The 15244-nt window shown below is 38.3% G+C and carries 10 protein-coding genes; 5 read left to right on the top strand and 5 right to left on the bottom strand.

Annotated elements, in window-relative coordinates:
• Window positions 1-14 precede the first annotated feature (14 nt).
• The gene (gene nifJ, locus ANA7108_RS0116960; protein ID WP_016951998.1) at window positions 15-3572 is read right to left on the bottom strand and encodes a pyruvate:ferredoxin (flavodoxin) oxidoreductase; all 3558 of its coding nucleotides are present in this window, start codon (window positions 3570-3572) and stop codon (window positions 15-17) included.
• 649 nt (window positions 3573-4221) lie between these two features.
• Between nifJ and ANA7108_RS0116955 the strand changes: the two genes are divergently transcribed.
• Entirely contained in the window at window positions 4222-6411 is a 2190-nt protein-coding gene (locus tag ANA7108_RS0116955) for an HAD-IIB family hydrolase (RefSeq protein ID WP_016951997.1), read from the top strand.
• Between the two features lie 662 nt (window positions 6412-7073).
• Window positions 7074-7679: a hypothetical protein gene (locus ANA7108_RS0116950; protein ID WP_016951996.1), complete on the top strand. Its 606-nt coding sequence runs from the start codon at window positions 7074-7076 to the stop codon at window positions 7677-7679.
• Window positions 7680-7753: 74 nt separating this feature from the next.
• On the opposite strand, the gene ANA7108_RS0116945 is transcribed toward ANA7108_RS0116950, so the two are convergent.
• Window positions 7754-8284 (bottom strand): late competence development ComFB family protein, encoded by a 531-nt coding sequence (locus ANA7108_RS0116945; RefSeq protein WP_026104250.1) that lies wholly within the window; start codon window positions 8282-8284, stop codon window positions 7754-7756.
• Between the two features lie 1094 nt (window positions 8285-9378).
• Between ANA7108_RS0116945 and acsF the strand changes: the two genes are divergently transcribed.
• On the top strand, window positions 9379-10455 hold the full coding sequence (gene acsF / locus ANA7108_RS0116940; RefSeq protein WP_016951994.1) for a magnesium-protoporphyrin IX monomethyl ester (oxidative) cyclase: 1077 nt from the start codon (window positions 9379-9381) through the stop codon (window positions 10453-10455).
• A 328-nt stretch (window positions 10456-10783) separates the two neighbouring features.
• Window positions 10784-12187 carry a hypothetical protein gene (locus ANA7108_RS0116930; protein ID WP_026104249.1) on the top strand — a complete coding sequence of 468 codons (1404 nt, stop codon included), beginning with the start codon at window positions 10784-10786 and terminating at the stop codon, window positions 12185-12187.
• A 16-nt stretch (window positions 12188-12203) separates the two neighbouring features.
• Here the strand turns inward: ANA7108_RS0116930 and ANA7108_RS0116925 are convergent, their stop codons facing one another.
• Complete coding sequence (locus tag ANA7108_RS0116925) at window positions 12204-12782, bottom strand: ABC transporter permease (protein WP_016951991.1); 579 nt, start codon at window positions 12780-12782, stop codon at window positions 12204-12206.
• A 406-nt stretch (window positions 12783-13188) separates the two neighbouring features.
• Window positions 13189-13752 carry a TIGR04376 family protein gene (locus ANA7108_RS0116920; RefSeq protein WP_016951990.1) on the bottom strand — a complete coding sequence of 188 codons (564 nt, stop codon included), beginning with the start codon at window positions 13750-13752 and terminating at the stop codon, window positions 13189-13191.
• A 403-nt stretch (window positions 13753-14155) separates the two neighbouring features.
• Here ANA7108_RS0116920 and ANA7108_RS0116915 point away from each other — a divergent pair, with 403 nt between their 5' ends.
• The gene (locus tag ANA7108_RS0116915; protein ID WP_016951989.1) at window positions 14156-14350 is read left to right on the top strand and encodes a type II toxin-antitoxin system HicB family antitoxin; all 195 of its coding nucleotides are present in this window, start codon (window positions 14156-14158) and stop codon (window positions 14348-14350) included.
• A gap of 42 nt (window positions 14351-14392) precedes the next feature.
• Here ANA7108_RS0116915 and ANA7108_RS0116910 read toward each other — a convergent pair whose 3' ends face one another.
• Window positions 14393-15214 (bottom strand): D-alanyl-D-alanine carboxypeptidase family protein, encoded by an 822-nt coding sequence (locus ANA7108_RS0116910; protein ID WP_016951988.1) that lies wholly within the window; start codon window positions 15212-15214, stop codon window positions 14393-14395.
• Window positions 15215-15244: the final 30 nt, after the last annotated feature.

Raw genomic sequence — 15244 nt, 5'->3', positions numbered from 1 at the left:
CAATCTCGTGATAATTACCTATTCGCCAAATATTGATACATTTCCCATCTTGCGTTAACTTCCATTTGCGCTTGTTCTAGCAACAACTTCGCCACTTCTGGTTTACTTTTCGTCAACATCTTAAATCGGTTCTCTTGATACATTGACTTTTCCACCGATTCAGAAGGCGCTTTCATATCCAATTGTAAGGGATTTTTTCCCTGTGATTGTAATGCCGGATTGTAGCGATATAATAACCATCTTCCTGCGTCTACTAAAGCCTTTTGCTGTTGTAAACCAGTGGTCATATCAATACCATGAGCAATACAATGACTGTAGGCAATTATAATTGATGGACCATCAAAAGCTTCCGCTTCTAAAAATGCTTTGAGTGTATGTTCATCTCGCGCACCTAATGCCACACTCGCCACATAAACATTACCATAAGTCATGGCCATTAAACCCAAATCTTTCTTTGGTGCTGGTTTTCCACCAGTCGCATATTTAGCAACTGCGGCTTTTGGTGTGGCTTTAGAAGATTGTCCACCTGTGTTAGAATAAACTTCTGTATCCATGACCAAAATGTTGACATTACGGCCTGTAGAAAGGACATGATCAATTCCACCAAAGTCTATATCATAAGCCCAACCATCACCCCCAACTATCCACACACTTTTCTTGACTAAATAATCAGCTAAGGATTTTAGATTTTGGATTTTGGATTTTAGATTTGCGTCTTTTGTAGTTTCCGCAATCTCATCTAATTTGTGTTTGAGAATGACAATTCTTTCCCGTTGTTCCCAAATATCAGCTTCGGTTTTTTGTTCAGCTTGGAGAATTTCATTAACTAAATTATCGCCAATTTCACTGCTGAATTGCGACAATAATTCCCCTGCAAATTCTGCTTGTTTGTCTATAGATAGACGATAACCAAAACCGAATTCGGCGTTATCTTCAAATAAACTATTAGACCAGGACGGACCTCTTCCGTCAGCGTTTTGACTCCAAGGTGTGGTGGGTAAATTTCCCCCGTAAATGGAAGAACAACCTGTGGCGTTGGCAATGAGTGAGCGATCGCCAAATAATTGTGTTAATAATTTAAGGTAGGGCGTTTCTCCGCACCCAGCACAAGCCCCAGAAAATTCAAACAAGGGTTCTTGAAGTTGCTGCTGACGAATTTGGTTTAATTTCAACGTCCTCCGGTCTGGATTTGGTAAACTCAAAAAGAAGTTCCAATTCTCCCGTTCTTGTTCCCGCAAAGGTAATTGCAGACTCATATTAATAGCCTTACGGGTGGGTTCTGCTTTGTTTTTTGCAGGACAGACACTCACGCAAATTTCGCAGCCTGTACAGTCTTCTGGGGCTACCTGAATCGTAAATTTCTGGTTAGCAAAATCCTTATCTTTGGCGTTAATTGATTTGAAAGTGATAGGTGCGTTGATTAACTCTCCAGGTTGATAAGCTTTCGCACGAATAGCAGCGTGAGGACATACCATCACACATTTACCACATTGTACGCAGACATCAGCCTCCCAAACGGGAATTTCTTCCGCAACGTTGCGTTTTTCCCATTTCGCAGTTCCACTGGGGAAAGTTCCGTCAGCAGGTAAAGCACTGACAGGTAAATCATCACCTTCCCAGACCATGATTTTCCCAAGAACATTCTCTACAAATTCGGGTTTGATGATTGGTAATTGGTGATTGGTGATTGGTAATTGGTAATTCTCCTTTTTGGGAATTTCGATTTCATGCAGATTTTCTAGAGTATTATCTACAGCTTGTAGGTTCATACGGACGATTTCTGCACCTTTTTTACCATAGGTTTTTTCTATGGCTTGTTTGATTTTAGCAATTGCTTCTTTTTCTGGTAAAACTCCTGCTAAAGCAAAGAAACATACCTGCATGATAGTATTAATTCTTCTGCCCATGCCACTATTTTTTGCAACTTGACTGGCGTTAATAGTGTAAACTTTCAGATTTTTGTTGATGATTTGTTTTTGGACTTTTGGTGGTAGATTTTCCCAAACTGTATCTGCATCATAAGGACTATTTAACAGCAAAGTTGCCCCCGGTGCAGCAGCTTTTAAAATATCAATACTTTCCACAAATCCCCAATGATGACAACCGATGAAATTAGCTTTATCTATCAAATAAGTTGAACGAATTTTTCCAGTTCCAAAACGCAGGTGAGAAACTGTCATGGAACCAGATTTTTTGGAATCATAAACAAAGTAACCTTGGGCGTTATTTTCTGTACCTTCACCGATAATTTTGATAGAGTTCTTATTTGCACCAACTGTACCATCTGAACCCAAACCATAAAACATAGCGCGAACTACATGATCTGGTTCTGTAGAGAAATTGGGATCAAAATTCAAAGAAGTGAAACTGACATCATCCTTAATACCAATAGTAAAATGATTTTTTGGTTTAATTTGAGTGAGATTATCAAAAATACTCTTCACCATTGCTGGAGTAAATTCTTTAGAAGAAAGTCCATATCTACCACCCACTATTTTTGGAAATGTGGTTTTTTTCCAGCCTTCATAAATAGCTGTCACCACATCTAAATATAATGGTTCTCCGGCGCTTCCCGCTTCTTTAGTTCTGTCAAGAACAGCAATAGATTTAACACTATTTGGTAATGCTTCTATAAATCTAGCTACATCAAAAGGGCGAAAAAGTCGCACTTTAACAACTCCAACTTTTTCCCCTTGGTTATTTAAATAATCTACGGTTTCATGAACAGTTTCACAACCAGAACCCATAATCACAATTACTCTTTCTGCATCTGGTGCGCCATGATATTCATAGAGTTTGTAATATCTACCTGTGCGTTCCCCAAATTTATCCATAATCTTTTGGACAATATCAGCACAATGGTGATAATAAGGGTTTGCACCTTCACGAGATTGAAAATAAACATCGGGGTTTTGGGCTGTTCCTCGTAATACTGGTTTATCTGGAGTTAAACAGCGTTGACGATGTGCAGATATTAATTCAAAAGCAATAAGTGCTTGTAAATCTTCATCTGATAATAACTCAACTTTCTGCACTTCATGGGATGTTCTAAACCCATCAAAAAAGTGCATAAATGGTACTCTTGTTTCTAGGGTTGCAGCATGAGAGATTAAAGCAAAATCATGACTTTCTTGGACAGAAGCTGAACATAAAAAAGCGAAGCCAGTCGCTCTGGCAGCCATAACATCACTATGATCACCGAAAATAGATAAGGCGTGTGTAGCTAAAGATCGGGCAGAAACATGAAGGACAAAACTTGTTAATTCTCCCGCAATTTTGTATAAATTGGGAATCATTAATAACAAACCTTGGGAAGCAGTGAAAGTTGTACTTAATGCCCCTGTTTGTAATGCCCCATGTACCGCAGCAATTGCTCCTCCTTCACTTTGCATTTGGGTGACACTGGGAACAGTACCCCAAAGATTTGGTTTATTTTCCGACATCCAAGCATCAGCCCATTCACCCATTGCTGAAGATGGGGTGATAGGATAAATAGCAATTACTTCATTTAATTTATAAGCTACACGCGCAACGGCTTCATTACCATCAATTGTGGCATAATATTTGTTCATGATTTTTCTTCCTGTGTCTTTTCTGGTTGTTTAAACTGTATGCAGAGAAACCAAAAAGATAAGCATTGTAAATAGCTAAACTCAGGAAGTGAATTTGTGCTATTTCCTACATTTTTATTAATTGCAAATTATTAATTATGAATTATGACGACTTATAGCCAATATTTTAAAGATTAGCAGGTAGTAAATATCCTATCTATATTAATATTAATATTGTACTCACTATCTATCATCTTTGATTTATCAAGGTTTGAGGATTCTCATGGGGTGGAGGTGCGGGAGGTTTTTAAACGCAGAGGTTTACAGAGGTAAGCGCTGAGATTCGCTGTAAGTAGTAAGGGCTTTAGTCCTATCAAACCTAGCAAAAAAGCGATAAATCGCTCAGTAAAACAAAAATTTTATTTCGTGGGCTGTTAGAAAAAGCACTAAGTCTACAAATTTTAGATCAACTATTTGAACGCACTGCGAAAAATCAGTAGTTTCGGAAAATTGTTGTATAAATCCCAATTTAACCAGATATTTCGTCCTTAGGATGTTAAACTGCTCAACCTGCCTGTATGATGGATGTTTCACTTATAACAGTCAAGTCCATTCAGTATAAAAAGGTTATACATAGCCTGCAATACGATTAATTATGGAGGAAGACAAGATGTCACAAAATCCAGGGTTATACATTTTACTTGTTAGTGTTCATGGTTTAATTCGTGGTAACAATCTAGAGTTAGGAAGAGATGCTGACACTGGTGGACAAACAAAATATGTAGTGGAGCTTGCTTGCACATTAGCCAAAAACCCAGAAGTAGAAAGAGTTGATTTAGTCACTCGGTTGGTAAATGACCCAAAAGTGAGTTCTGACTATGCTCAACCAATAGAAATTCTCTCAGACAAAGCCCAAATTATTCGTCTTGCCTGTGGTCCTCGCCGCTATCTCCGCAAAGAAGTTCTCTGGCCGCATTTAGATACCTTTGCAGATGAATTGCTTAGACACATTCGCAAAGTCGGAAAAATACCAAATGTGATTCATACACATTATGCTGATGCTGGCTATGTAGGTTGTCGAGTTGCTGGCTGGTTAGGAACGCCCCTTGTACATACGGGTCACTCCCTCGGACGTGTTAAGCAGCAACGATTACTAGAACAGGGAACAAAACAAGAAACCATTGAAGATCACTTTCATATCAGTACGCGAATTGAAGCAGAGGAAACTACCCTTGGTAGTGCAGCCCTAGTGATAGCTAGTACTCATCAAGAAGTTGAGCAGCAGTACAGCATTTATGACCACTATCAACCACAAAGAATGGTGGTAATACCTCCAGGTGTAACTCTAGAGCGTTTCTATCCAGCAGCAGATAATTGGCAGCAACCACCGATTCAAAAGGAATTAGAGCGTTTTCTTAAAGAGCCACAAAAGCCGATCATCATGGCAATTTCTCGCCCGGCTATTCGTAAAAATGTGAGTAGTCTCATAAAAGCTTATGGCGAAGATCCTGAACTGCGTAACTTGGCTAACCTGGTAATTATACTAGGCAAACGCGAGGATATCATGACGATGGAATCAGGACCACGCCAGGTATTTATCGAGATATTGCAATTAATAGATCGCTATGATCTTTATGGTCATATCGCTTATCCCAAACATCATAATGCTGACGATGTCCCCGATTTATATCGATTGTCTGCTCAAACACGAGGAGTTTTCATCAATCCCGCATTGACCGAACCATTTGGGCTAACTCTAATTGAAGCAAGTGCTTGTGGTGTCCCCATTATTGCTACTGCTGACGGTGGTCCAAGGGATATCCTCTCAGCTTGCAAGAATGGGCTACTGATTGATCCTCTGAATATTCAAGAAATACAAGATGCTTTGCGAACTGCTCTGACAGATACTGAAAAATGGCAACGCTGGTCTAGCAATGGCTTGGTTAATGTCTGCAAACATTTCTCCTGGGATAGTCACGTAGAACAATATCTGGAGCAAGTGCATTTATTTCCTCAACGACGAGTTCAATCTCTACTGAGTCCCCTGAGTGCATCTCCAGCAACCGACCATCCAGATTGGAATATACCTGAGAGAAACCACCTACCAATTGCTGATCGTTTCCTCGTATGTGAAATAGATAACACATTATTAGGTGATGAAGAAGCCTTGCAACAGTTAATTGCGCGAATTGAGAATGAGGGCAATACAACAGGAGTTGGTATTGCAACAGGTCGCAGCCTCAAAAGTACCTTGAGTATGTTGGAGAAATGGCGATTTCCAATGCCGGATTTGCTAATTACATCAGCAGGTACTGAAATCTACTATGGACCTCAGGTTGTACTAGACACAAGTTGGCAAAAACACATTGGTTATAATTGGAAATCCAATATCATTCATGAAGCGATGAAGGATATTCCGGGAGTTGAATTACAGCCACAAGAAGCTCAAGGTAAATTTAAAATCAGCTATTTTGTGGATGAAGAAAAATCGCCTAGTTTCAGAGAAATTATCCGTCATTTACGTCGCCATCAACTTCCTGTTAAAGGCATTTATAGCCGTAATATGTATCTTGACTTAGTTCCTATTCGCGCTTCTAAGGGAGATGCAATTCGTTATGCGGCTTTGAAATGGGGTTTACCTGTTCAACGGTTCTTGGTGGCAGGGGCATCAGGTAATGATGAATCTATGCTGGCGGGTAATACATTAGCCGTTGTAGTAGGGAATTACAGCCAAGAAATTGAAAAGCTGCGAGGCTGTCCACAGATTTATTTTGCTCAGGGGCATTATGCTTGGGGCATTTTGGAAGCTTTGGATTATTATGACTTTTTTGGCAATTTGTCTCAAACCAAATCTGGATAAAACTTTCTTTTAGTGGGGACGCTGCGCGTTGGCGCAGCCTCGCCTTTGGCGAAATGTATGATTTGGACATGGGTCAAGGGTGTAGCTTACATAGGACTTACGCAAGTGTCACACTAAAAATCTGTTGTAGGGTGCTTTACTACTGCATAAATCTTGCAAATAAACAGATTGTTGATATCTGACGCACCCTACCAATGTGCCAGTTGCGTAAGTCCTGTTACAGTGGGTCTATTTCCAGTAAAGTTTTACAATAGGGGTTGCTGATAGCGTAGCGTGGCGTTAGCCAAATAAAACCAAAAACCACAAAAATCAAAGGGTTGAGACTGATAAACAGGAAAAAAAGTGTAAGCTTTGATAAGGTGGGAACTTAAAAACCTGGCATTTAATTCCTACTCAAAGGAAAAATTGTTCCCATCCAACTCTTGAAACTGTTACCTGTCATATCATGTCCGGTTGAATACTTATCATTTAGACTGACGCTCAAGACAGAGAGATGCTCTTACGCGGAGATTTTTTTTGACAAGTGATTAGTCGGACATGATATCACTTGTTAAGAGTCACCTACCTCCACAAAAAGACTTTCTCAGCAAACCCTACAATATTTTTGTATATGGATATAATTATAGATAAATATTTAATGCACAATACTTTTTTATACAAAAATGTCTAATCCAGTAAAAACCTCAAATGAATTAACAAAACTGTCCACCGAAAAGGAAAGAGAAGAAAGACTCATGCAAGATGTTCTCCTCTTGTTAGAAAATTTAATTGAGAGGGAGGAAACTACAATTAAGTCGATCTTGAACTGTCTCTACGATGTAGGAGCAACTAACCTGATTAATCAAAAGGTTCAGTTTCACACTCTCAATAGAACGCTAAAAGTAATTTCCAAAATGTCTAAATCGACATTCAGGATGATTGCTTGGCAATGGTTCAAGAAGAATTGCCCTGACTTAATTGCTAATTGGCTGCGAAGCAAAATTGAGTTCAAAATAGTAGAAACGGCAAAAGTAGAAATAGTCAGACAAAATCAGGATACCAATCTAAATTCTCTTTCCCAGACTCAATATCAAACTTACCAAACTTACGAAGTGAAACATCTTCGTTCCCAGGTAAAATTGCTCACGAGTATTTTAATTGGTGCAGCTACTGTGTTATCTGGTAGCTTTGTTTGGGCAGGTTACTTGTTAGAGCAATCTCATCTAAAAGTAGTGGAAGAACTGCAAACTCAGGTCAAAATATTAGAAGCTAATGTTAACAAGCCCTAAATATTGATTTAGCCTTAAATGCTAGTGAAGCAATTCAGTCACATTTTAGCGATAGAACTTACTGCATTTTATATTTATTGTCGATGCTTATCCCAGTCAAATGATTGATTTTCTGAACGACTATTGCGCCAAGTTATATTCCCATTCAGCGTGTTAAGTAAGGTTTGCTCAACCACCTTGTTGAGATTTTCCCAGGATATATCTTCACGTTGCAGTAATACTCTTAATCCTTCCAAAGCAGTCTGTGCAGCCTGATCTTCTAAAAAATTTAGTGGCTCGTTAATGCGGAGAGGATCTCGTTGTACAGCTGCAAGTCCCTGACGTACAGCTGTAGAAATTTTCTGGTACAAGTCTGTTTTGCCATAATGCCATTGCCTCTGCCACCCTCGTTTACTAGTAGCATAGAGACATGGCAAGCGATTTAATGCATAAGCAACTACTTCCGATGCTTTAATGTAATTGGCAGTTTTTAAGGGTAAGGATTGAATTTGTTTTTCTACTTCCTCTACAACTAGCATTTCCATCACATTTCGAGAATTTTTTATGAATGAATGCTGTTTATGCGCCTGAATAGACGCATTAAGTGATGAATTAAAGTTGGACATAAGGCTTTTTAGTAAATTGACTTTAATTTCAATTTGAGATAAAGTTATGAAGTGGATTTGATGAAAAAATAAATATTTTTCGCCAAATTATTTAGTAAATCTCAACATAGCATTTGATCGTAATTATTGTAAGTGCGGATATCACGGATTTTTTTATCAAAATATTAATTTGATAGATAGAAGAGAGTAAATCCATAGATAAAGCTTTAGTTTTAATAAAAAAATCTATCTATAGAGATAGAGTTGGTGAATCGGGTGATGAAAATCAATAATAGTATCTTCATAGTATCTTCCCAACCCTTATTTTTTGAGCGACTTACACGTTGCGTACTTTTGTAAACCACTATTGCGTCTACAAGTCCGAACATGTGCCCACACAAGTGTCCTGCTGTGTATGAGCTTAAATTCATGATTGCAACTCAAAATACTTTATATAGCAACAGACAAGGCGGTTAGGACATCAACCAATGCTAAAACTTAGACACCAAAAGAGTTTTAGCACTGTCACCTGTCACCTGTTAAGAGTCACCTGCTATAAGTAGCAATACCTTGTCCAAATCAAAAAAAGTCTTGATTTGTAGCGACTGTCTTGACAAATATGATCCCATTTGATTGCTGTTGCCGTAGCTCTATTTGTTTGTGTGAGCAGGGAACAGGAAAGAGGGGAGTTGTCCTTATGGTGCAAGATGATGACTACAGACAGGATGCTAAAAGCTGAATATTCAAGCTGACTAACGATTTTCAACCAGTTGTAGGGTGCTTTACTACTGCATAAATCCTGCAAATAAACAGATTGTTGATATCTGACGTGGTTGGTGAGCTTGCCGAACCACACCCTACCAATGTGCCAGTTGCGTAAGTCCTGTAAAAGCTGAATATTCAAGCTGACTAACGATTTTCAACCAGTAATTCCGTAACAAATAAAGTTTTGTTGCAACTCTTAATATTTTATTTGCCTTTTTCCCGCCAACTGCTTGGTAGACTGAACTTTATACATAATGTAATTATTGTCCTTAGCTGCACCTTGTGAGAGCATAAGCTTTGGCTTTCTGGTGTACTCAAAAATTAAGAAAAACACTCATGGCAGTCAAGACATGGTAGATTCCCTAAAAAAACCAGGCTTTGAAGAAATGCGTCCCGGGATTAAAGTCCCGTCAAAAGAAAGCCTCTTAACACCCCGCTTTTACACAACGGATTTCGATGAAATGGCTCGGATGGATATTTCCGTCAACGAAGACGAGCTAAAAGCCATCCTGGAAGAATTTCGTGTTGACTACAACCGCCATCACTTTGTCCGAGATTCCGAATTTGAGCAATCCTGGGATCATATTGATGGGGAAACTCGCCAATTGTTCGTTGAATTTCTCGAACGTTCCTGTACAGCAGAGTTTTCCGGCTTTTTGCTCTACAAAGAACTCGGCCGGCGCTTGAAGGATACAAGCCCTCTATTGGCTGAGTGTTTTAACTTGATGTCACGAGATGAAGCGCGTCATGCTGGGTTTTTAAACAAGGCAATGTCAGACTTTAATCTGTCCTTAGATTTAGGGTTTTTGACCAAGAGCCGTAGTTATACCTTCTTTAAGCCCAAATTCATCTTTTACGCTACTTATCTTTCTGAGAAGATTGGTTATTGGCGCTATATCACAATTTATCGCCATTTAGAACAACATCCTGAAGACCGGATTTACCCAATTTTCCGCTTCTTTGAGAATTGGTGTCAGGATGAAAACCGTCATGGCGATTTCTTTGATGCCGTCATGAGAGCGCAGCCACAAATGCTCAATGACTGGAAAGCCAAACTATGGAGTCGGTTCTTCCTGTTGTCAGTGTTTGCGACAATGTATCTCAATGACATCCAGCGCAAAGATTTTTATGCTTCTCTGGGCTTAGATGCGAGAGAATATGACATCCATGTGATTAAGAAGACTAACGAAACCGCAGGTAGAGTCTTCCCACTGATGCTAGATGTAGAAAATCCAGAGTTTTATCAGCGTTTGGATGTTTGTGTCAAAAATAACGAAAAATTGACTGCAATTTCCAACTCTGGCACTCCGAAATTCCTGCAATTCTTCCAAAAAGCTCCAATTTACCTATCTCATGGTTGGCAGTTATTAAAGCTTTACTTGATGAAACCCATTGATGCGGTTTCTGCTCATGGTCAAGCTCGCTAATTTAGACTAGTTTTACAAAAACTTTGGTGGTTCTGTGATCTACAGAGCCACTTTTTTTGTTTTCATCAGTATATTTAGGGAGCAAATTACAGAAAGTCAGCGTCAGCAGTAGTATAGCAATCCTAAATTCTTTTCTCGTTCCCATGTTCTGTATGGGAATGAACTTTTTTCTCGTTCCTATACTCTGTATGGGAATGAACTTTAGAAGGCTCTGCCTTAACGTGATAGTAGAGTCAGAGCCTCTGTGATAGCATTCCCAGTCAGAGACTGGGAACGAGATAACAAATAGCAGTTCCATATAGCAAGTAAAAATTAAATGTATAATTTAATGCACAAAACTTTTAAAAGTAAATTGCCACTCCTGTTGACTTTCTGCCTATTTACTAACTTTCTACCTGCCTCTGCTGCGGTTGTATGTCCAGCAAATCGCTCTGAAAAAGACCATAAAATAGCCGACCGCTATGATAGAGATGGAGATAGAGGAAGCAATGGACGGGCTGGTCGAGATGGTCGCAGTGGTCAAAATCAAACTATATCTGCTGATGGTACACCTGTAAATCTTGATTTGTCGGGTCAAGATGGTGAAGACGGGGAAGACGGAGAACGTGGTTCTCGACCTCGCTGTAGAGAAGAACGTGAAAACGTCAACTACAACATCAATGCACCAGATGGTAGTGTTGGTGGTGCTGGTGGTAAAGGTGGAGATGGGGGTAATGGTGGCTCTCTCACCGTCTATTACAGCAATTTGGCTGATTTAAAGAAAATTTTTGTTCGCGCTGTTGGGGGACAAGGTGGACGCGGTGGACAAGGTGGTAGAGGAACAGCAGGTTGTAACTGTCGTCGTCGGAGTTGGGAAATAAAAACCTGCACAGGAACTCCCGGTAGTCCCAATTATAAGTGTACTAATCAAGTTTACAGATGTTACGATGGCAGCGATGGACGTGATGGTAGTTATGGTCAAGACGGTAAGCTAGGACGCTTAGGAAGTTTAAGTCTAATTAACAGCAAAGAACCTTTGAAGGATGATACACCAACTTTAAAATTAGCAATTGGTGAATTAGCAAATAAACAGTTTAACCTTTCCAAAAATAAATGGCAGCAGCGACAAGGAGCAAATTCTCTGTTAGCTGTTGGTTCTGTAATTGCTGATGAATATCGAGAGTTTGAAAAGCGGCTAGAAGGAACTTTTAAATTAATTTGGCAAGAGAAACAACCCATTACCAGCTTTGCTAATCAAACTGCAACATTAAATTTAAATAACAGTGAACAAGTAGAAGTTACTTTTCCTGAAGATTTGTGGGTTGATGGTAATGCCACAAATCAGGGTAAATTGACAGAGTTTACTGTTAATTATGCAATTCCCAAAAAAGAGGTGACACGGTTAGCAGTAGCTGAGTTTGCTGATTCAGGACAAAACCTCAATTTGAAAATTGTTGATTTAGCTGCAAAATCTGATTTAATTAATACTCAATTTCGGGTTAAATATCGGGCAAGAGACAATTTTTCTGGTTCTTTTGACTACCAAACTTTCTATGAAGGAGAAATTCCATCCACACTTGTAACTCGTGATTATAACCGTTTTACCCTGGCTTTAGGTAAGCTCAAAATTCCTAGAGAGGCGCTGCAATCGGGTACAAATGTGGACATTAAATTAGTGGCAATTCGTTCTTTAGGGGGACGTTCTGCACAACAAACTCTTAATTGGCAAGGTGCAATTCGCAAGATGAAATAATTTATGAAAATCAAATTTATGGTGATTGTTTTTTACCTTTATCTGTAACCATTTGCGAGAGAATATAGCTAGTGAAATCCAGCAACTGATCTAACAAAACGCCAATAATAGCGATATAGAGTATGCACTCAAGAATGTATTTACCGTTGCCAGTTTTATAAGCATTCCAAGCCAAAAAGCCAAGCCCTTTTGAGCCGATGAGCATTTCTGTGGCAATGACTGTAAACCAAGCTATCCAAAGGCCAATTCTCAAAGCTTTGAATATATGATAGATAGCTACACGAAAGTTATTATCTTGTTTGCGAAATTGTTGGATACCTGTTGCTGTTTCAATGATAATTGACCAGAAGACACCAAAAAAAACAACGAACACAGCGGAAGGTTCTTTCTCTTTAAATACAATGAGCGCCAGAGGTAAAAATGCTATAGCAGGGATGCTATTGGGTATTTGAAATATCCGCGTAAATAGCTGATAAACTATACCATTAATACCAATGATAAAACCGATAAACAGACCCAGAACAGCAGCAGGAATATAACCTACAAACAACAATTGCAAGGTAGCTAAAACGTCTAACAAGATACTATTTTCCATTCCTCAGTTATGATCTGAAACGGCTGGGGAATAAATACGAAAGCAATAATACTCAATAGCTGCGGAAAGGAAAACTCAAAAGCAGATGAAATATCCTAACTAAAATTTATCATTAAAGAAAACTTTAATAAAGAAATTAAATAATCTTTCAATAATTGAGTGTCATGAAAATAAGACAAACGTAAAACTGTACCTGATTTAACAAAATTATTTATGTAAAAGCAATTATCAATAATATAGCAATCCTAAATCATGCATAAAAACCAGACTTTATTTACTCTGTGTCCTCTGCGTCTCTGTGGTTCGTTAAACAAAAATAATTTCCACACACAAAATAGAACAGCTATATATAAATTATCAAAGATGAAATTGTCTCATGGGAATTTCATCCTTCATATTTTTGGAATTATTTCCCTAAATTACGTTTCATTTGTTCTAACTCGTCTTGAGTTTCCCAACGCTGAAATGTATCTTCTAAATCGTCAAAACTATTAGGTGAAGTTTGCCAAGCATTGGTTTCTAAACGCTGCTGAGTTTGAGTCTTTGCACGCGCTGTCTGTGCTTCAGTGGCTTTAGCTTGTACTTCTTGACGACGCTGCTGAATTTTGCGTAGAAGTTCCTGAGATTGGATAATGCGTTCTTTTAAACCCTGCATTTGTCCCCAACGCTGATTTCCTTCGCGCAGAAGTGCGTCTTCTCTATCTTGTGCTGCTGTGGCTAAATCCTGTCTACCTGAGGCTTTGGCCTTTTGTACGCGAATGTGCCAACGTTGGATTTCTTGGGCTGTGGAGAGAATGTCGTCTTGCGATCGCTTCTCCTGTAATTGTAACTCAGCAATCAACTTTAAAGTATCTTCTTCTTGCTCTCGTAGCTGTTCTAACAGCATTTCTAATTCCAAATGGGGATTATTACGCAAGAATTCTTCTAAACGTTCTTCTAAAAACCGACTTAAATCATCAAATAAGCCCACTGTCAAAACTCCAAATGTTAGGTGTGTAACTATTTTATTGTAATCATTTTTATCGTGGGTGATAAAGTAAATTATTTTTACTACCGAATTACTTATCTCATTGCTACTTTAATAAATCGAAGTTTTACAATTGCACTATACTTAATCATACTTTGATGGTGTATACATGAATGAATGCAAAATTCTTAGTTGATGCCAATCAACTAATTAAAATTTTGACGCTACTACAAATAGGAAAATAATCATATTAAATTGCATAATTTTGTATCATCATTATCTAAATTTCCTGAGATTTGCCTTTTCTACCTATAGTTAGCAAGGGTGTGAGATTGTGCAGTATCAACCAATCCTTTTTGATCTTAATTATTAATATAGAATTAGAGATAATAGCGGTGATTGAGATATGCGATATCAAGTCAAGTTAAATAAAATAGATAAAGTCTATGCTATCTGGTGTCCTGCTTTACCTGGATGTTGGACAGTTGGAGAAACGGAACAAGAGGCTTTAGATAAGATGAAATATGCTATTCAAGCATACCTAGAAACTGCTGATGAAGTTAGTAAAAATTCTGAATTTTATTATGTAGAAGTTAGATAATACTAATTAGTAAAAATGCGTATTCATTAATTCGATAATTATCTAAAGTGGTGTCACCCAATAGGTAATACCGTTAACAGTTTTATTCCTCAACCCAAACTTAGGTAAATCCTCTTCATTCCAACCAAGATAAGTCCAATGAGGAAGATCATTTTCGACAGTCTGAAACCAACCATTTTGATTTAAGGCTTGTCTCTGTGCTGCGCTAGATACCCGTAAATCAATCGCTAATCCCCAGAGATGTTGTGAAGTTCCTGGAGGTGCAACTGTACCCAAAATTTTTGTTTCTTTACCTTGTTTTACTTGTGATAAAGTTTGACTATTAGTGTATTTTTGCCAAAATCGTAAATTGGTAGCAAAACTTCGCGTACAGTCACCAGAATATCCAGATTTAAGAGAAATTTTTTGCAAATGTCTAGCTTTATTAAAAGCTTCAGCAGCAACTTTTTGTAAATAACATTCTGTAGTTCCCTCTACTAAATCTACTCGCATATTACCCTGATATTCTTGGGTTTGTTGTTCATTCTCTAAGATAACTTTTGGTGGTAGTTTAATTTCTGGTTGTTGATTGATAAATACTGTACCGTAAGCACGCAGGATGATATATTCAAATGTATTAGGTTGGGGAAGATTTGCTATTTGATTGGTAATGGTAGCTAGAAACCGCTGTTGTTCGTCTAATTGCTGATTGGGAATAAATGGTGTAGATGGTATTGTATTGACATTATTTATTACTGCCGTATTTTCTAATGATTCATAGTAGTTAATGTCACTACTGGCAACTAGAGTCAAAAATATGAAAGTAATGATGGTAATAAAAGTTATCTTTCTTAAACGGCGTTTTAGTTGGGAATGACGTTTCATTAAAAAATTGATTGACAACTTGGTTTTAAT

It is taken from the genome of Anabaena sp. PCC 7108 (assembly GCF_000332135.1).
GTDB lineage: Bacteria > Cyanobacteriota > Cyanobacteriia > Cyanobacteriales > Nostocaceae > Anabaena.
Note: the sequence above shows the minus strand (reverse complement) of the source record. Positions and strands in the feature narration are given on the sequence as shown.